This is a genomic window from Agrobacterium sp. ICMP 6402, assembly GCF_009498615.1.
In the GTDB taxonomy this organism is placed as follows: Bacteria; Pseudomonadota; Alphaproteobacteria; order Rhizobiales; family Rhizobiaceae; genus Agrobacterium; species Agrobacterium burrii.
Window position 1 is genome coordinate 225,739 of sequence record NZ_QSNV01000001.1, and the last position, 16,943, is coordinate 242,681.

General features: G+C 61.4%; 14 protein-coding genes. 10 read left to right on the plus strand and 4 right to left on the minus strand.

Annotated features, from left to right (window positions below):
* Positions 1-63 precede the first annotated feature (63 nt).
* Complete coding sequence (locus DXT96_RS01095; RefSeq protein ID WP_153513243.1) at positions 64-522, minus strand: nucleoside deaminase; 459 nt, start codon at positions 520-522, stop codon at positions 64-66.
* A 71-nt stretch (positions 523-593) separates the two neighbouring features.
* Here DXT96_RS01095 and DXT96_RS01100 point away from each other — a divergent pair, with 71 nt between their 5' ends.
* From DXT96_RS01100 to DXT96_RS01110, 3 genes are all read left to right on the plus strand, one after another.
* Positions 594-2,615 (plus strand): pseudouridine synthase, encoded by a 2,022-nt coding sequence (locus tag DXT96_RS01100; RefSeq protein ID WP_153513244.1) that lies wholly within the window; start codon positions 594-596, stop codon positions 2,613-2,615.
* Positions 2,596-3,153, plus strand: coding sequence for a 16S rRNA (guanine(966)-N(2))-methyltransferase RsmD (gene rsmD / locus DXT96_RS01105; RefSeq protein ID WP_153513245.1), 558 nt, complete (start codon positions 2,596-2,598; stop codon positions 3,151-3,153). Before DXT96_RS01100 ends, rsmD begins: the two co-directional genes overlap by 20 nt.
* 85 nt (positions 3,154-3,238) lie before the next feature.
* Positions 3,239-4,165 carry a patatin-like phospholipase family protein gene (locus DXT96_RS01110; RefSeq protein ID WP_153513246.1) on the plus strand — a complete coding sequence of 309 codons (927 nt, stop codon included), beginning with the start codon at positions 3,239-3,241 and terminating at the stop codon, positions 4,163-4,165.
* A 202-nt stretch (positions 4,166-4,367) separates the two neighbouring features.
* On the opposite strand, the gene DXT96_RS01115 is transcribed toward DXT96_RS01110, so the two are convergent.
* Entirely contained in the window at positions 4,368-6,194 is a 1,827-nt protein-coding gene (locus DXT96_RS01115; RefSeq protein ID WP_153513247.1) for a monovalent cation:proton antiporter-2 (CPA2) family protein, read from the minus strand.
* A gap of 116 nt (positions 6,195-6,310) precedes the next feature.
* Between DXT96_RS01115 and DXT96_RS01120 the strand changes: the two genes are divergently transcribed.
* From DXT96_RS01120 to lpxK, 6 genes are all read left to right on the plus strand, one after another.
* Positions 6,311-7,657 carry a TldD/PmbA family protein gene (locus DXT96_RS01120; RefSeq protein ID WP_153513248.1) on the plus strand — a complete coding sequence of 449 codons (1,347 nt, stop codon included), beginning with the start codon at positions 6,311-6,313 and terminating at the stop codon, positions 7,655-7,657.
* 93 nt (positions 7,658-7,750) lie between these two features.
* Positions 7,751-8,557, plus strand: a complete 807-nt coding sequence (locus tag DXT96_RS01125; RefSeq protein ID WP_153513249.1) for a 3'(2'),5'-bisphosphate nucleotidase CysQ — start codon at positions 7,751-7,753, stop codon at positions 8,555-8,557.
* Between the two features lie 61 nt (positions 8,558-8,618).
* Entirely contained in the window at positions 8,619-8,858 is a 240-nt protein-coding gene (locus DXT96_RS01130) for a DUF4170 domain-containing protein (protein ID WP_046800695.1), read from the plus strand.
* A gap of 213 nt (positions 8,859-9,071) precedes the next feature.
* Positions 9,072-10,394: a lipid IV(A) 3-deoxy-D-manno-octulosonic acid transferase gene (waaA, locus tag DXT96_RS01135; protein ID WP_153513250.1), complete on the plus strand. Its 1,323-nt coding sequence runs from the start codon at positions 9,072-9,074 to the stop codon at positions 10,392-10,394.
* A complete protein-coding gene (locus DXT96_RS01140) occupies positions 10,388-11,125 on the plus strand; it encodes an HAD family hydrolase (protein WP_153513251.1) in 738 nt (245 codons plus the stop codon). Before waaA ends, DXT96_RS01140 begins: the two co-directional genes overlap by 7 nt.
* A 230-nt stretch (positions 11,126-11,355) precedes the next feature.
* Positions 11,356-12,402: a tetraacyldisaccharide 4'-kinase gene (gene lpxK / locus DXT96_RS01145; protein WP_153513252.1), complete on the plus strand. Its 1,047-nt coding sequence runs from the start codon at positions 11,356-11,358 to the stop codon at positions 12,400-12,402.
* Between the two features lie 201 nt (positions 12,403-12,603).
* Here the strand turns inward: lpxK and DXT96_RS01150 are convergent, their stop codons facing one another.
* Both DXT96_RS01150 and mutL read right to left on the minus strand, forming a co-directional pair.
* Positions 12,604-12,825 (minus strand): DUF2093 domain-containing protein, encoded by a 222-nt coding sequence (locus DXT96_RS01150; protein WP_153513253.1) that lies wholly within the window; start codon positions 12,823-12,825, stop codon positions 12,604-12,606.
* A gap of 139 nt (positions 12,826-12,964) precedes the next feature.
* The gene (gene mutL, locus DXT96_RS01155) at positions 12,965-14,797 is read right to left on the minus strand and encodes a DNA mismatch repair endonuclease MutL (protein ID WP_149899007.1); all 1,833 of its coding nucleotides are present in this window, start codon (positions 14,795-14,797) and stop codon (positions 12,965-12,967) included.
* Between the two features lie 405 nt (positions 14,798-15,202).
* On the opposite strand from mutL, the gene DXT96_RS01160 reads away from it, so the two are divergent.
* Complete coding sequence (locus DXT96_RS01160; protein WP_194287586.1) at positions 15,203-16,822, plus strand: response regulator; 1,620 nt, start codon at positions 15,203-15,205, stop codon at positions 16,820-16,822.
* The last annotated feature ends 121 nt before the right edge of the window (positions 16,823-16,943 follow it).

Sequence of the window (16,943 nt, forward strand, 5' to 3'; positions counted from 1 at the left end):
AAAAACAGGCCAGTAAAAAATGGCTGATGGTCGGCGGGAGGCTTTGTCTTTCCCGCTCGCCGCTCAATCCTCGAGACGTTTGTCGCGAAAGAACTGTCGCAGAATGTCAGCACTGTCGCTTTCCGCCAGTCCCGAATAGACATCCGGCGCATGGTGGCATGTCGGCTGGCTGAAGAAGCGCACGCCACTCTCCACCGCGCCGCCCTTGGGGTCTTGCGCGCCGTAATAGAGACGGCGAATGCGGGCAAAAGAGATCGCCGCCGCGCACATGGTGCAGGGCTCCAGCGTGACGTAAAGATCGGCACCGGGCAGGCGTTCCTGTTCCAGCGCCTCGCATGCCATGCGGATCACGGCGATTTCGGCGTGCGCCGTCACATCGTTCAATTCACGGGTGCGATTGCCGGATCGGGCAATGACGCGGCCGTCCAGAACCAGTACGGCACCGATCGGAACCTCCTGCCGCTCAGCCGCGGCACGGGCTTCCGCAAGCGCCAGTTCCATGAAATGCGTCGTTTCGGCCATTGCGTTTCAATTTCCTCTTAACCCTCGTGCTTGGACCTGATAGGACAGCCCAAACAACAGGCAAACAACAAATGACTTTTAAAGACAAGCCGAAGCGTGACGGTGGCAAGACGTTTAGCCGCGACAACAAGCCGAAAGGCCCCGGTAAACCCGCTGCAGAGCGTGAAAAGAAACCGGCGGAAGCTAAGGCTGCCCCCGTGGGCGAGATCGTTGGCGGCACCAAGCCGGAACGTATTTCCAAGATCATGGCGCGTGCCGGTGTCGCTTCGCGACGCGATATCGAGCGCATGATCATGGAAGGCCGCGTTTCGCTGAACGGCGTTCTGCTGGACAGCCCGGTGGTCAACGCCACGCTGTCCGACAAGATCGAAGTGGATGGCATGCCGATCCGCGGTGCGGAGCGCACGCGCCTGTGGCTGTACCACAAGCCCGCTGGTCTGGTGACGACCAACTCCGACCCGGAAGGCCGCCCGACCGTTTTCGACAATCTGCCCGGTGAATTGCCGCGTGTCCTGTCCATCGGCCGCCTCGATATCAACACCGAAGGCCTGCTGCTTCTCACCAATGATGGCGGGCTTTCCCGCGTTCTGGAACTGCCGACCACCGGCTGGCTGCGCCGTTACCGTGTGCGCGCCCATGGCGAGGTCGATCAGGCCGCACTGGACAAGCTGAAGGACGGCATCGCCGTCGACGGTGTGCTTTATGGCGCAATCGATGCGACGCTCGACCGCACCCAGGGCCACAATGTCTGGATCACCATGGGCCTGCGTGAAGGCAAGAACCGCGAAATCAAGAACGTGCTCGGTGCGTTAGGTCTCGAGGTCAACCGCCTGATCCGCATCTCCTACGGTCCGTTCCAGCTTGGCGATCTGCCCGAGAGCAAGGTGCTGGAAGTGCGCGGCCGCATGCTGCGCGACCAGCTCGGCCCACGTCTGATCGAAGAGTCCGGCGCCAATTTCGATGCGCCGATCTACACCAATGCGCCTGCCGAAGACGAAGAAGACAACGCGCCCAAACGCGCGCCGAAGTCCGAATGGGCAAAGGGCGGCGACGCGCCGGAAGGCAAGCCGCGTTTTGAGAGATCGGCCGGCAAACCGGAAGATCGCCGCGAAAAGGCGCTCGGCCGTCTCGACACCAAACGCGGTGATAAGCCAGCCGGCAAGTTCGGCGCGAAGCCTGCCGGAAAATTCGCTGGCAAGGGCCGCAAGGAAGATGACGGCGAAGAGCGCCGCAGCCCCCGCCAGCCCGCCGGCACCAGCCGCACCGCCAATGTGTGGATGGCGCCCGGTGCAAGGCCGACCCGCGACGGCAAGGAGCGCAAGTCGTCTGCCCGCGCCGAAGCCGAAAACCTGTTCAAGAAGCCGTCCGCCCAGGACGAAGCCCGTCGCAGCCTCGTGCGCCATGCCGATGAAGAGGGTGAGTGGATCCGCTCGGAACCCACCCGCGAGGATGATCGCGCCCCCGGCCGTGGCGACCGCTCGGCACGCGGCGAAAAAAGCTTTGGCGATCGCGGTGGACGCGGCGGCAAATCCTTTGGCGGCAAACCGCCCGGCGACCGGCCTTTCCGGGATCGCCCCCGTGAAGACGGCGACCGCCCCCGTGGCGAGCGTCCTGCACGCAGCGGCGCAAAGAGCTTCGGTGATCGTCCGGCGCGCGGCGACAAACCCTTCGGTGACCGGCCGTTCCGGGACCGGCCTCGCGAAGATGGTGATCGCCCGCGCAGCGACCGTCCGCGTGGCGAGAAGAGTTTTGGCGATCGTACCGCGCGTGGTGAAAAGCCATTCAGCGAACGGCCGTTTCGTGACAAGCCCCGCGAAGAAGGGGATCGTCCCGGCAGCGATCGTCCACGCGGCGACCGGCCTTTCGGGGACAAGCCCCGTGGCGCAAAGCCGGGCGGCAGGCCCGCATCCGGCAAGCCGTCCTTTGGTAAGTCGGGCGAGCGTGGCGAGCGTGGCGAGCGTTCGGGTTTTTCGGGCAAGGGTAAAGGCCCCGGCGGCAATGGCCCCGGCGGCGGCAAGCCGGGCGGCAAAGGCCCGGGTGGCAAACCGACTGGTGGCAGGGGAATGACACGTAATGCGGATCGTAGGCGGTGAGTTTCGCGGCCGGAATCTGGCCGCGCCGAAAACAAATTCCATTCGTCCGACCATCGACAGGACGCGGGAAAGCCTTTTCAACATTTTAAGCCACGCCTATCCGGAAAGTCTTGATGGTACGCGTGTTCTTGACGTTTTCGCCGGAACGGGCGCGGTGGGGCTGGAAGCCCTGTCACGTGGCTGTCGTGTGGCGCTCTTCGTCGAAAACGGCGTCGAGGGCAGGGGGCTGCTCTGGGAAAACATCGATGCGCTGGGGTTGCACGGGCGTGCCCGTATCCTGCGTCGTGATGCCACCAAGCTCGGCGGCGTCAACAATATCGAGCCCTTCGATCTTCTCTTCGCCGATCCGCCCTATGGTCAGGGCCATGGTGAGAAGGCTTTCGCTGCCGCCCATGGCGGCGGCTGGCTGGCGCCCGGCGCGCTCGCCATTCTGGAAGAGCGCGGCGATGTCGCGGTCACCGTCGATGCGGCGTTCAAACTTCTCGAAAGCCGTATCTTCGGCGACACGAAAATGCATTTCTACCGCTACGAACCCTGACGGGAAGGCCTTCCCGTCACGCCACGGTCTTGTCTTGTTTGCGCAATAGGCAGGATTTTTCTGCGGAAAGAATTTGGGTATTCGCATGGAGCAGGGTGTAAACGAGGGTGTCACGATCGTGCGTGCCGGGGAAGATATCCTCGAAGGCGCCGGCGCGGGTGGCCATGAGCCGACATTCGGACTGGCACTCGGCGGTGGCGGCGCCCGCGGTATCTGCCACATCAACGTCGTCGAGGCCTTCGACGAACTCGGCATCCGCCCGGTGGCGTTGTCCGGCTCCTCCATCGGCTCCATCATCGGCGCGGGCATGGCGGCCGGCATGAGCGGCCGGGAAATCCGTGAATACACCCTCGAACTCATGGGGCGCAAAGGCTCGGTTGCAAACCGGCTCTGGAGCCTCGGCCCAGCCTCGATGCGCCATGCGGTCGATGGTTTTCGCCTCGGCCAGTTCAATCTCGAACTCATCCTGCACGCCCTGATGCCGCAGGCCCTGCCGAAGGATTTTTCGGAACTCGCCATCCCGCTGAAGGTGCTGACCACGGATTATTACGCGCAGACCGAAGTGGTGGTGGAAACCGGCGAAATAATCCAGGCGCTTGCGGCATCCGCCGCCATTCCGGCGCTGTTCATGCCGGTGCGTATCGATGGTCGCATCATGATCGATGGCGGTATCTTCAATCCGGTCCCTTATGAACATCTGCTGGACAAGGCCGATATCGTCATCGGCGTCGACGTTGTCGGCGGCCCGGAAGGTGACGGCACCACTATGCCCAACCGGCTGGAAAGCCTGTTCGGCGCCAGCCAGTTGATGATGCAGGCGGCGATTGCCCTGAAGCTGAGACTACGCCCACCCCACATTTTCCTCCGGCCGCCAGTTCACCGTTTCGGCGTGCTGGATTTCCTGAAGTCGGAAGAGGTGCTGAACGCTTCCGCCGGCATCAAGGACGATCTGAAACGGCAGGTCGAAATGCAGGTGGAGCTGTTTCATCGCGGGCAGGGCGTCGAGGCCTAAGCAGCGATCCCTGAGTATTCGCTGCGAAGCGAGCGGTTGCCACGTGTTTCTTCTCCCCGTCGGGGAGAAGGTGGCCTGAAGGGTCGGATGAGGGGGCAACGTTGCCGTATCTCACTACCCTTGCCCCTCATCCCGCTGCCGCGGACTTCTCCCCCTTGAGGAAAAGAAACAAGCGGGGCCCTCTCAGCCAGTGCCGCGAAGTTCACAACGACACTTCCGTCTCGCTGTCCTCCATATCCTCTTCCTCCCGCTTCTCCGCCTTGTTCTTCGGCTTCATCAGCGGCTCCGGCTTCACCTCTCGCACCGGCTTGTTGTGCAGCATCTGCCGGCCGGCGGCGAGGCCTTCCACGGCTTGAAGCTGCAGCCGCTCCTCGTCGCGTTCACGAATGTCGTCGGAGATCGCCAGCGCCCGCTCGCCATCCATATCCAGCCCCTCCAGAATGCGTCGGCCGAATAGCAGGCCGGATTCCAGCGTCTCGCGCAGTTCATATTCCACGCCCTTTTTTCTGAGATCGAGGGAGTGCACGCGATCATAAGAGCGGGCATAGATGCGTACGCTTGGAAATTCCGACTGGATCATGTCGATGATGCGGTCGGTCACTTCCTTCTTGTGGGTGCAGACTGCCACCAGATCGGCCCGTTCGATGCCGGCGGCGATCAGCACATCCTTGCGGGTGCCGTCGCCAAAAAAGATGCGGAAACCGAAACGTGCGGCCTGACGCACGCGATCGGCGGAACTGTCGATGACCGTCACGTCACGCCCGCCTGCGAGAAGGATCTGTGAGGCGATCTGGCCGAAGCGCGAAAAGCCGATCATCAGCACGTCCGCGCCAGCCCCGTCGAAATCTTCGTCCAGCGTGTCTTCGGCGGCATCCTCTGCCGTCAAACGGCGCGATATCACCGCCAGAAGCGGCGTCAGCGCCATGGAAAGCGTGACAATGGCGACGAGGATTGAGGCGGTCGCCTGTGGAAACAGCCCGGAGGAGGCGGCGGTGGTGAAGAGCACGAAACCGAATTCACCGCCCTGCGCCAGAAGCAGCGCGATACGGCTCGATGCATAACGCGAAGAGCCGGCAATGCGGCAAAGGCTGTAGATCACCGCGGCCTTCACCGCCATCATTGCCGGCACGGCGATCAGGATGAGGACAATGTGCTCATAGACGATGTTGACATGCAGCGACATGCCGACGGCCATGAAGAACAGCGCCAGCAACAGCCCGCGAAACGGCTCGATATCGGCCTCCAGTTCATGCCGGTAGGAAGATTCCGACAGCATCAGGCCCGCAAGCAACGCCCCCATGCCCATCGACAGTCCGACAGCCTCCATGATGGCGGCAGCGCCGATGACAACGAAGAGCGCCGCCGCGATCATCACCTCGCGTGCACCCGTGCGGGCAATGATCTGGAACATTGGCGTCAGCAGGAAGCGTCCGGCCAGCACCATGCCCGCCACCGCAACGACCGAGGCGACGAGATCGTAAACCATCGAATCCGACGCCACGTCCGGCCGGTTGGAAAGAATGGTGACGAGGGCGAGAAGCGGCACGATGGCAAGATCCTGAAACAGCAGGATCGAAAACGAGCGGTTGCCGTGCCGCGTGTTCATGTCGCCGTCGTCTTCGAGGATTTGCAGCGCAAAGGCGGTGGAGGACAGCGCAAGGCCGAAACCGGCGACAAGGCTGCCGCGCGCGTCGATCAAGCCGGCCCACCACGCAATCGCCGCCAGTGCGCTGCCCGTCACCAGCACCTGCGCCAGCCCGAGCCCTAAAATATCGCGGCGCATCTGCCAGATGCGCGATGGCTTCAGTTCCAGACCGATGATGAACAGCAGGAAAACCACGCCCAGTTCCGAGACATTGAAAATGTCTTTCGCATCTGTGACCAGATGCAGGAACGGCCCGATGATGATGCCGGCCACCAGATAACCGAGCACGGTGCCAAGCCCGAGCTTGCGGAAAACCGAGGCCGCGATGACCGCGCCGGCCAGAAGCAGCAATGGTTCGGAAAAGAGAGCGTCGTGCTCGGTCATGCGGGCTGACTTTCGAATATGGTGGCGATAGAGCCTTGCCGATTGAGAAAGCGGCGTTTCGCCCTTGATGCGGGGTTGCTGGCACAATAAATGGAACAGGAATGAAAGGCCAACTCATGTCCTCAGAAATAGATTCTTCCAAACTTCTCGATCGCGCCAGCGAACTTGTCGATCTTGCCCGTGCAGCGGGCGCGGATGAGGCGGATGCCGTTGTCGTCCGCTCCCGGTCTCAATCGGTCGGGGTGCGGCTTGGCAAGGTGGAAAGCACCGAATCCTCCGAAAGCGATGATTTTTCGCTGCGCGTCTTTGTTGGCCGCCGGGTGGCAAGCGTTTCGGCCAATCCCGGTTTCGACCTGAAGACGCTGGCCGAGCGGGCAGTGGCCATGGCCAAGGTCTCGCCGGAAGACCCCTTCGCCTGCCTGGCGGACAAACAGCGGCTGGCGACGTCCTATGACGATCTCCAGCTTTTTGATGCGACCGAGGTGTCGTCCGATCAGCTGCGTGAGGCGGCACTCGCTTCGGAAGAGGCGGCACTTGCGGTCAAGGGCGTCAGCAATTCTTCCGGCGCCGGTGCATCGAGCGGCATGGGCGGCCTCGTGCTCGCGACCTCGCACGGTTTTTCCGGCAGCTACATGGGTAGCCGCTTCAGCCGCTCCGTCAGCGTCATCGCTGGCGAGGGCACGAAGATGGAGCGCGACTACGATTTCGACAGCCGCCTTTATTATGCCGACCTGGATGCAGCCGAAGAAATCGGCCGCCGCGCCGGTGAGAAAGTCGTGCGGCGGGTAGGACCCCGTCAGGTCGATACGGGCAGCAACATTACTGTGGTATTCGATCCGCGCATCGCCCGTGGATTCGTCGGTGCGATCGCCGGCGCGATCAACGGCGCTTCGGTCGCCCGCAAGACCAGCTTCCTGCGCGATAAAATGGGCCATCAGGTTCTGAAAAAGGGCCTTTACCTCACCGACGATCCGCAGATCGTCCGCGGCCCGTCCTCCCGTCCTTTTGACGGTGAAGGTGTCCGGGGCGAGAAGATGACGATGATCGAGGATGGGGTGCTGAAACACTGGTTCCTCTCCACCTCGGCGGCGCGCGAACTCGGGCTTGAAACCAACGGGCGCGGCGTGCGTGGCGGCACGTCGGTATCGCCGTCCTCCAGCAATCTGGCTCTGGAACCGGGCGATATCTCGCCGCAGGATTTGCTGCGACAGGTTGGAACCGGCTTTTACGTCACCGAACTGATCGGCCATGGCGCTAACATGCTCACCGGTGAATATAGCTGTGGCGCGAGCGGCTTCTGGATCGAGAACGGCGAAAAGACCTTCGCGGTGTCCGAAGTGACGATCGCCTCGAACCTCAAGGACATGTTCATGCGGGTCACGCCGGCCAATGATATTGACCGGAAATACGGCGTCGCCGCACCAACGCTTGCCATCGAAGGCATGACGATCGCCGGCAAGTAAGGCGACCCGCGGGTTGTTTTCGTCGGTACTTTGTGTGCAAGTGCGAAGAGAAAAGCAGGCGCGCCGTTTGAGGCGCGCGGAAAAGACGGCAAAATGAACGATATGGCTGAGGCCCGCTGGGCCTCCGATTTGCGGCTGGTCCTCGAAGCCGCGCGCAAGGCGGGCGAGACGGCCCTCGGTTTCTTCCGCAAGGACCCCGAGGTCTGGTGGAAGAATGGCGGCCTCTCACCGGTCAGCGCCGCCGACTACGCCGCCAACGAAATTCTCGAAACCATCCTGCGTTCCGCCCGGCCGAATTACGGCTGGCTTTCGGAAGAGACGGATGACGACACGGACAGGCTTTCCCGCTCCACCGTCTTCGTCGTTGATCCCATCGACGGAACCCGCGCCTTCATCGGCGGCAGGGATACCTGGTGCGTCAGCGTTGCTGTTGTGCATGAGGGTCGTCCCGTGGTTGGCGTCCTCGTGGCGCCAGCGCTTGCCGAGGAGTTCACCGCGCTTGAGGACGGTGAAGCCCTGAAGAACGGAGAGCCGGTTTTCGCCGTGCGTGAAAATGCCGGCATCTTCCATCTGGCTGCGCCGGAAGATGTGATCACGCATCTGCCGGAAGAGATGCGTGCTGGCGTCAAGCGCATTCCGCATGTGCCTTCGCTCGCCTACCGGCTGGCGATGGTGGCGGATGGCCGTATTGACGGAACGCTGGTCAAGGCCAATTCGCACGAGTGGGATTTGGCCGCCGCCGACCTCATTCTGGAAAGAGCGGGCGGGCAGCTTGTCGGCCTCGATGGAAAACCTCTGATGTATAATCGTCGTGAGGTGAACCACCCCGCATTGTGCGCCGCAGCAAATTATGCGCTGCCAGCGCTTTTGAATGCGTTTTCACATCTCTCCGACGGTTGACGTTTGCCCGGAAATCCCGCAGATGAAGGCCTCTCTCAGCGTTTAAGAAAGAGATAAAGACATGACGGAATCCGGCAAACCAAAACAGCTGCTGCACCTCGTCTTCGGCGGCGAACTGGAAAACCTTCAGGATGTTCAGTTCAGGGATTTGAATGCGCTCGATATCGTCGGCATCTATCCTGACTATGCTTCAGCCCTCACGGCATGGAAATCCAAGGCGCAGATGACGGTCGATAATGCCCATATGCGTTATTTTATCGTGCATATGCACCGTCTTCTCAATCCCGACGACAAAAATTGAGTCCTTTTGCCCTTGCGTTGTAATACTATTGGGTGAAGGCGAGCTTTTCCGTGATTCCTGCCGTTCAACGCAGGCCGGCAGTTCCGGCACGAGAAAATGTGATCGCGCTTTCGTTTCCGATGATAAAAAATGACGCAATTTAAGAAGAAGTAGGCGGCGACAACAACAAGAACAGGGGCAGGCTTTGCGCGGAATGATCAAGGGCAGAATGTCATGAGCAGCCGTATCGCACGTTTCGCTCTTTCGGGTTACCGGATCGCCGGTATCGCCGCCTATCCCTTTGCCCGACCCTATCTTTCCTGGCGGGCTGCGAAGGGCAAGGAAGACAAGCGCCGCCGCTTCGAACGTTTCGGTTACGCCAGCGCCGAGCGCCCGCGCGGGCCGCTCGTGTGGTTCCATGCCGCAAGTGTGGGCGAAACGCTTGCCCTCATCCCGCTGATCCGCGAAATTCGCAAGCGCGATATCTTCGTGCTGCTGACCACCGGCACCGTCACCTCGGCCGAACTGACCCGCACCCGGCTTGGCGACGATGTGATCCACCAATATGTGCCGCTCGATATCAAGATCGCGGTCAACCGTTTCCTCACCTATTGGGCGCCGGATGCCGCCATAACAGCTGAATCGGAAATCTGGCCGGTGACGATGATGGAGCTGGAGCGCCGGCACATTCCGCAGATAAGGGTGAATGCCCGTCTGTCCGACCGTTCCTTCGACCGCTGGAAAAACCGTCACGATATTGCGGAATCGCTGTTTTCCAAGCTGGCGCTGGTTGTGGCGCAGTCCGATCTCGATGCCGAACGTTTCCGTGATCTTGGCTCCTGGCCGGTGGTGATATCAGGCAATCTCAAGGGCGATACCGACCCGCCGCCCTGCGACGAGGCGCTGCTGGAGACCTATCGCAAGCAGGTCGGCAATCGCAAGACATGGGCGGCGATCTCCACCTTCGATGGTGAGGAAAAGGCCGCAGCCACCGTGCATGCGGCGATCAAGTCGCGCAACGGCCAGTTGACCATCATCGTGCCGCGCCATCCCGAGCGTGGCGACGATGTGGAAACCATGCTGAAGGGCATGGGGCTGACGGTGGCGCGCCGCAGCCGCAACGACGTGATCACGCCGGAAACCGATATTTTCCTTGGCGATTCCATCGGCGAGATGGGACTATACCTGCGGCTGACCGAGCTTGCCTTCGTCGGCCGCTCGCTGACGGCGGAAGGCGGGCAGAACCCGCTGGAGCCGGCCATGTTGGGCTGCGCCGTATTGTCGGGCGCGCATGTGCAGAATTTCCGCGAGGCCTATCAGAAGCTCATCCGTGCCGGCGGCGGTCGCATCATCCGCGATGTCGAGATGCTGGCGAAGGCGGTGCATTATCTGCTGGTCAACGACAATGAGCGTTACAAGATGATCGATGCCGGCAACCGGGTCATTCAGGATATGCGCGGTGCGCTGTCCTCCACTGTCAAGGCGCTGGAGCCCTATATCAATCCGCTCACCGTTTCGGCCAAGCTGCAACCGCGGAGCGCCATCGGTTCATGGTAGCGGATATCAAAATTGACGCGACGCCGTCGATTGCCGCGGTGCTTTTCGACAAGGACGGAACGCTTTTAGGTTATGACGCCAGCTGGGGACCGGTAAACCGCGAGCTTGCGGCGATCGCTGCCAAGGGCGATCCTGTCCTCGCCGACCGCCTGCTGGCCGCCTGCGGCATGGACCCGATCACCGGCCACGTGGTGCCCGACAGCCTGCTCGCCGCCGGCAATACGGCGGAAATCGCCGCCGGTCTGGTTGCTGCCGGCTCGCCCTGCGATGTTGTTGAACTGACGCAGCGCCTCGACCGGCTCTTCACCGAGGCCGCGGATAAATCCGTGCCCGTCACCGATCTCAAGGCGTTTTTCGCACGGCTGAAGGCGCGCGGCTACAAGCTCGGCATCGCCTCCAGCGACAATGAAAACTCGATCCGCCAGACGGCCATCCGCTTCGGTTTCGAGAGCGATGTCGATTTCGTCGCGGGTTATGACAGCGGTTATGGCACCAAGCCGCAGCCCGGCATGGTTCTCGGTTTCTGCGAGGCGATCGGATTTCCGCCGGAACGTGTGGCTGTCGTCGGCGACAATAACCACGATCTGCATATGGCGAAAAATGCGGGCGCGGGCCTGCGCATCGCCGTTCTAACGGGAACCGGTTCGCGCGAAAGCCTCGGTGCGGATGCGCATTATTGCTTTGATGACATTACCGGGCTTGAGGCGCTGCTGCCGGAACGGGTTGTTTAAGAAGGACCCCCATCTCTTCCGTCATCCAGCCTCGAGCCGGAATCCAGCCAGCCCAAGTCCTGGGCTGAAAAAGACTCTTCCCGATGCGCAGACGCGCGCCGGATGAATTCCGGCTCGAAGTCGGAATGACGGAGAGCTTTTTTGCAATTTACGGTTTTTTCTGGCAAACAACCCCTGACGTATAACATCCGAACGAATGCCGTGGGCGACGCGGCCGGGAGCGGGCATAGATGGTTTCTGAAGCGCCGCCATTCTGGTGGCAGAAAGCGGGCTGGCAGGCATGGCTCCTGTCGCCTTTCTCGCTTCTCTACGGCAAGATCGCCGGACGGCGGATGCGGACGGCAAAGCGGGCAAGCGTATCCGTTCCGGTGATCTGCATCGGCAATTTCACCGTCGGCGGAGCGGGCAAGACGCCGACGGCGATGGCAATCGCCCGGGCTGCTACCGCTAAAGGCCTCAAACCCGGTTTCCTCAGCCGCGGTTATGGCGGCACGCTCGATGTCACCACCCTTGTTGATCCGCAGCACCATCGCTCCGCCGATGTCGGCGATGAGCCGCTGCTTCTGGCGCGCGAGGCGGTGACGGTGATTTCGCGCCGACGTGTAGAAGGCGCACAGCGGCTGGTGAAGGAGGGCGTCGATCTCATCATCATGGATGACGGTTTCCAGAGCGCCCGCCTGACGCTGGATTATGCGCTTGTTGTCATTGATACGATGCGTGGCATCGGCAATGGCCATCTTGTGCCAGGCGGCCCTGTGCGTGCGCCGCTTGCCGAACAGATGCGGCAGATGACTGGTCTTCTGAAAGTGGGCAATGGCCATGCCGCCGATCCGCTGGTGAGACGGGCGGCAAAGGCCGCCAAACCCGTCTTCGTCGCGGCGATCACGCCGCAGGAGCCGCAGGATTTCAGGGGAAAGCGCGTATTGGCCTATGCCGGCATCGCCGATCCGGCCAAGTTTTATCGAACCGTCGAGGCGCTTGGCGGCGACATCGTGCAGCAGCGTTCCTTCCCGGACCATCACCACTTCAGCGACGACGAGGTCGCCGATCTCCTGCAGGATGCGGGCAAGGAGAACTTGCAACTGGTGACGACGGCCAAGGATGCCGTGCGGCTCAACGGGCATCATGGTCGGGCAGAGGAACTGCTGTGGAACAGTCAGGTTATCGAGATCGACATGGTGTTTGACGACCCCAATGCGGCCGCGACGATCATCGATGCCGCGATCCAGCATTGCCGCGCCCGCCTGCTGCGGGAAAATGCGCGGTCGTCATTCTAGAGGTTGTCGGAAAGGTCCGGAAACCGCTCCTCCGTCATGCTCGGGCCTGTCCCGAGCATCTGCAACCTATCGATTTATGAGACATCAGCAGATACTCGGCACAAGGCCGAGGATGACGTCGAGTGAGGGTGTCAGCCGCCTCTACAACTGCTCCTGAGAAAGCCGCTTGACATGGAAACGCTTCAGCACGCCGTTTCCGGCTCACGCCGGCAGATTGCCGGCCTTTCGTTCAGCTTCCAGCGAGGCGGCGGCATCCACATAGGCTTCCTGCCGCTCCACGCTCCAGTAGCGTAATTCGTCGAGCGGAATGGTCTTGGCCGTCAGGGCGCAGACGACATGTGAGCCGGTTTGCACGATCCGGAAGTCACCGTCGAGATATTCGATGACGGCGAGACGATTTCCGCCTCCCTCAAATCTGTTCATCCGTTTTCGTCTCCTGCTCTGTCCTGTCCGCGCACCCAGTCCGAAACGGCGTAGCGTTTTCCTGAACAATCCGGATGCTCCAATGTCCTAGATTTATATCGTTCGGCGCGGCTCAAGGCCAGCCCTGCCGGGTTGCACCTCAGCTTCGGCCGAAGAGCCGTTCTATATCGGAAAGTTTCAGCTCGATATAGGTTGGCCGGCCGTGATTGCACTGTCCCGAACCAGGCGTGTTTTCCATCTGCCGCAGAAGCGCGTTCATCTCCTCCGGCCGCATGCGCCGGCCGGAGCGCACGGAACCGTGGCAGGCCATGGTGGCCGCGACATATTCGAGCTTATTGGCAAGCGTCGAGGCGGCGTCCCATTCGGCGATCTCGTCGGCAAGCTGGCGCACCAGCCCCTGCACATTGACCTCGCCGAGCATCGCCGGTGTTTCCCGAACCGCAACCGCTCCCGGCCCGAAACGCTCGATGACGAGGCCCAGCGCATCGAAACCGGCGGCGTGATCCATCAGCCGGTCGCAATCCTCTTCGGGCAGGTCGATGATTTCAGGGATGAGCAGCACCTGCGAAGGCGGGCGCCGGGAATGCAGCGCATTGCGCATTTCCTCGAACACCAGCCGCTCATGCGCGGCATGCTGATCGACGATGACGAGGCCGTTTTCCGTCTGCGCGATGATGTAGTTCTCGTGCAGTTGCGCCCGTGCCGCTCCAAGCGGATACAGCACTGACTCCGGTGAAGGGCTTGCGGAAGCCTCATAGGTCTCACGCGGTTCGGCCCGCGCCGTCGGCATGGTAATGTCGGAAAAGCGTGATTGCACCGCTTCCGCAAATTGCATGTCCCCGGAAACGGCGAGCGGCCGTGAAGGCGAGGTGGCGGCGGACCATGGCGCGGAAGCCGGCATGGAAGGGGAGGGCCGCAGGCCGGACGGGCTGTAGCCGGGGCGGAAGGCGTTCATCATCTGGCTCGCGCCCGTCGTCGCTGCCCTGTCGCCGTCGCGCGTCAGCGCCTGCCGGATTGCGCCGACGATCAGCCCGCGAATGAGGCCGGGATCGCGAAACCGCACGTCGGATTTCGCCGGATGCACATTCACATCCACAAAAGCGGGATCGAGCGTGATGGAGAGCACCGCGACCGGGTATCGTCCATGCGGCACGGTTTCGGCATAAGCGCCGCGAATGGCTGACAACAGCAGCTTGTCCTGCACCGGGCGGCCGTTGACGAAGACATATTGATGCGCCGAGTTGCCACGGTTGAAGGTCGGCACGCCGGCAAAACCGGTAAGCGTCACATCCTCGCGCCCGGCATCGATCTCGATGGCGTTGTCCTTGAATTCAGCGCCGAGAATCTGCGCCATGCGGGCCAGATGATCATCGCCGGTCGAGGGGATTTCGAGCGTCGAACGGTCGGTGCCTGATAATACGAAGCGGATATGCGGAAAGGCGATCGCCATCCGCTTGACGACCTCGGTAATGGCGGCTGCCTCCGCTCGTTCCGTCTTCAGGAATTTCAGCCGCGCGGGCGTGGCGAAGAACAGGTCGCGCACCTCGACGATGGTGCCGGCATTCGAGGCGGCGGGGCGCACGTCCGAAACCTTGCCGCCGGTAACCGAAATCACCGAACCCTGTTCCGCGCCCTGTTGGCGGCTGGTGATCGAAAGCTTGGCGACCGAGCCGATGGAGGGCAGCGCCTCGCCGCGAAATCCAAGCGTGCGGATGTCATCCAGCGTCGTGGATATTTTCGAGGTGCAATGACGCCTCACCGCAAGCTCCAGATCGGTGGATGACATGCCGGAACCGTTATCGGTAATGCGCACCAGCCCCTTGCCGCCGCCCGCTGTGGCAATCTCGATCCGGGTCGCGCCGGCGTCGATGGCGTTTTCCACCAGTTCCTTCGTGGCGCTGGACGGTCTTTCGATGACCTCGCCGGCGGCGATCTGGTTGATGAGGGTTTCTGAAAGCTGCTTGATGGCCATGATCGTCATTTTCGCGGATTCGCCATGGCTTCGAAAGCAAAAAACGCCAATTGCGGCACTTTGCACATGTTTTGTGGACTTCCGGGCATTTGATCATTTCCGTCAACATCTGGGTAAGCGTTAATCCGCTTTTAATCGGCCCTGATTATGGTGGGGCGGCTTGAAATGACCGCAGGCAAGAGGCCCCCTTTTTGGGTGGTGTGTGACGTCGACTATGGGTGAACGTCATCTTCTCCTCAAGACTGCTTCAAGTGGCGAACCCTGATGTCTCTTTTTCGGAATTTGTCGTTTCATCCCGGCATCTGCCCTGAACGATTCCAATAGAAACATAAGCCTGACCCATTAACAGGCGGGAGTTTGCAGTTGAGTGATTTGGCGCCCACCGGCGCGGGCGTTCATACGGTGATGCTTGATGCCCTTTGCGACGCGCTTGGCGCGGCGATCGTCGTCTACGACCGTAACGATCACATTATTTTCGCAAGCCGGAAACTCCTCAGTTTTTTTCCGCTGGAAGAGGCCGTTGTCGGGCCGGGCGCGCGGCTGCGCGACTATCTGAGCGCGCTCTACGATTGTTACCTTATCGAGGCGGAAAGTCTGGCCGCCAATGCCCGCCAGCTCGGGCGGGAAGAATGGATCGGCGAGCGGCTGGCGCTGCACTGGAAGGAAAGATCGGAAAAAACCGAACGTCTGAAGGGCGAGCGTTTCCTGCGTTTCGTCATGAACCGCCTGCCATCCGGGCTCGGTATCAGCGTCATCGCCGATATTTCCGAACAGAAGAAGAGAGAAGAACAGTGGCGCATCGACCTTGAGCGCGTGCAGCTGATCGAGGACATTCTCGACAATCTGCCGTTTCCCGTCTTCGTCAAGGATCGGAACATGGCCTATGCGGCCGTCAACAAATCCGCCTGCACCATGGTTGAAACCAGCGCTGAGAGCATTCTCGGCAAGACGGTTTTCGATCTGCATTCGCGCAAGGTCGCCGCGCAGATCGATGCGGCCGACCGCGCGGTCATGGACAGCGGCACGCCGAGCCTCATTCCCGAAAGGGTGAAACGCCTGAATGGCGAAGAGGTGCTGACGATTACCCGCAAGCAGCGCGTGGGCCGCCCGGGCCGGCATTTTCTGGTGACGACCATGGAGGATGTCACCGCACTTGCCACCGTCGATGCGGACGGCAGGCCCGTCATCCCCTCGCTCGAACATGTCGCCTTCGTCGCCTCCTCCTATGGAAAGGACGAAGGGGACGCGCCGGCCAAAGACCTGCTGAAAAGCAAGGCGGTGCTGGTCGTCTCCGAAAGCGGGCGTTTTGCCGAAGCTGCCGGCCGCCGGTTGACGGCAGGCGGCATGGATCATGCGGCAGTGACGAGCGAGGAAGAACAGCAGGCATTCATCGATATCGCCACCTCCGCCGGCGTGGACATCGATGTCGTCGTGGTCGATGCCCAGATGAGCGTCATATGTCTCGATATCGCCGCTGCGCATGACCTGCCAGTCGTCACCATCGAGGAAGAGGACATCGACGCATCCCTGCTGAATTACGTCGCCATTGGTCTCAGTTCATCTCCTGGCGAGAAATCGCCGGAGGAAGACTGGGAGATCATGACGGAAGACCTGCCCAAGACCCTCAAGACGGGCGGTGTCTGCGAGATACTTCTCGTTGAGGACAACCGGGTCAACCAGATCGTCTTTTCGCAGATACTCGAGGGACTGGGGCTTTCCTGGCGGCTGGCCACCTCGGGTGAGGAGGCCTTGCGGCTTTTTGCGGAGCAGGCGCCCACCGTCGTGCTGCTCGACACGACGCTTCCCGATATCGACGGTTTCGAGGTCGCCCGCCGCATGCGGGAACTGGCCGGGGACCAGAACATTCCCATCGTCGGGGTCATTACCCACGCCTTCGAGGGCGATCTCGACAAATGCCTGGCGTCCGGAATGAACGACATGCTGCTGAAACCCGTCAGTCCTGACATGGTCGAAGCGGTTTTCCTGCGCCTTTTCGGCACGGATGCGGTGCGGCTGCAGGCCTGAAAGCCCACTGACCGGGCCGTTTTTCGCAAGCTGTAGACTTTCCGAAAATGCCGCCGCGTTTTTGGTTCGCGACTCTATGGTTTTTTTAATACTTGCCCTGCATTGTGAGCGCGTTCACACA

Bases quoted from the DNA above. Each gene is read 5' to 3' on its own strand.
- DXT96_RS01095 (WP_153513243.1), bottom strand. From the start codon at position 522: ATGGCCGAAACGACGCATTTCATGGAACTGGCGCTTGCGGAAGCCCGT.
- DXT96_RS01100 (WP_153513244.1), top strand. From the start codon at position 594: ATGACTTTTAAAGACAAGCCGAAGCGTGACGGTGGCAAGACGTTTAGC.
- rsmD (WP_153513245.1), top strand. From the start codon at position 2,596: ATGCGGATCGTAGGCGGTGAGTTTCGCGGCCGGAATCTGGCCGCGCCG.
- DXT96_RS01110 (WP_153513246.1), top strand. From the start codon at position 3,239: ATGGAGCAGGGTGTAAACGAGGGTGTCACGATCGTGCGTGCCGGGGAA.
- DXT96_RS01115 (WP_153513247.1), bottom strand. From the start codon at position 6,194: ATGACCGAGCACGACGCTCTCTTTTCCGAACCATTGCTGCTTCTGGCC.
- DXT96_RS01120 (WP_153513248.1), top strand. From the start codon at position 6,311: ATGTCCTCAGAAATAGATTCTTCCAAACTTCTCGATCGCGCCAGCGAA.
- DXT96_RS01125 (WP_153513249.1), top strand. From the start codon at position 7,751: ATGAACGATATGGCTGAGGCCCGCTGGGCCTCCGATTTGCGGCTGGTC.
- DXT96_RS01130 (WP_046800695.1), top strand. From the start codon at position 8,619: ATGACGGAATCCGGCAAACCAAAACAGCTGCTGCACCTCGTCTTCGGC.
- waaA (WP_153513250.1), top strand. From the start codon at position 9,072: ATGAGCAGCCGTATCGCACGTTTCGCTCTTTCGGGTTACCGGATCGCC.
- DXT96_RS01140 (WP_153513251.1), top strand. From the start codon at position 10,388: ATGGTAGCGGATATCAAAATTGACGCGACGCCGTCGATTGCCGCGGTG.
- lpxK (WP_153513252.1), top strand. From the start codon at position 11,356: ATGGTTTCTGAAGCGCCGCCATTCTGGTGGCAGAAAGCGGGCTGGCAG.
- DXT96_RS01150 (WP_153513253.1), bottom strand. From the start codon at position 12,825: ATGAACAGATTTGAGGGAGGCGGAAATCGTCTCGCCGTCATCGAATAT.
- mutL (WP_149899007.1), bottom strand. From the start codon at position 14,797: ATGGCCATCAAGCAGCTTTCAGAAACCCTCATCAACCAGATCGCCGCC.
- DXT96_RS01160 (WP_194287586.1), top strand. From the start codon at position 15,203: ATGCTTGATGCCCTTTGCGACGCGCTTGGCGCGGCGATCGTCGTCTAC.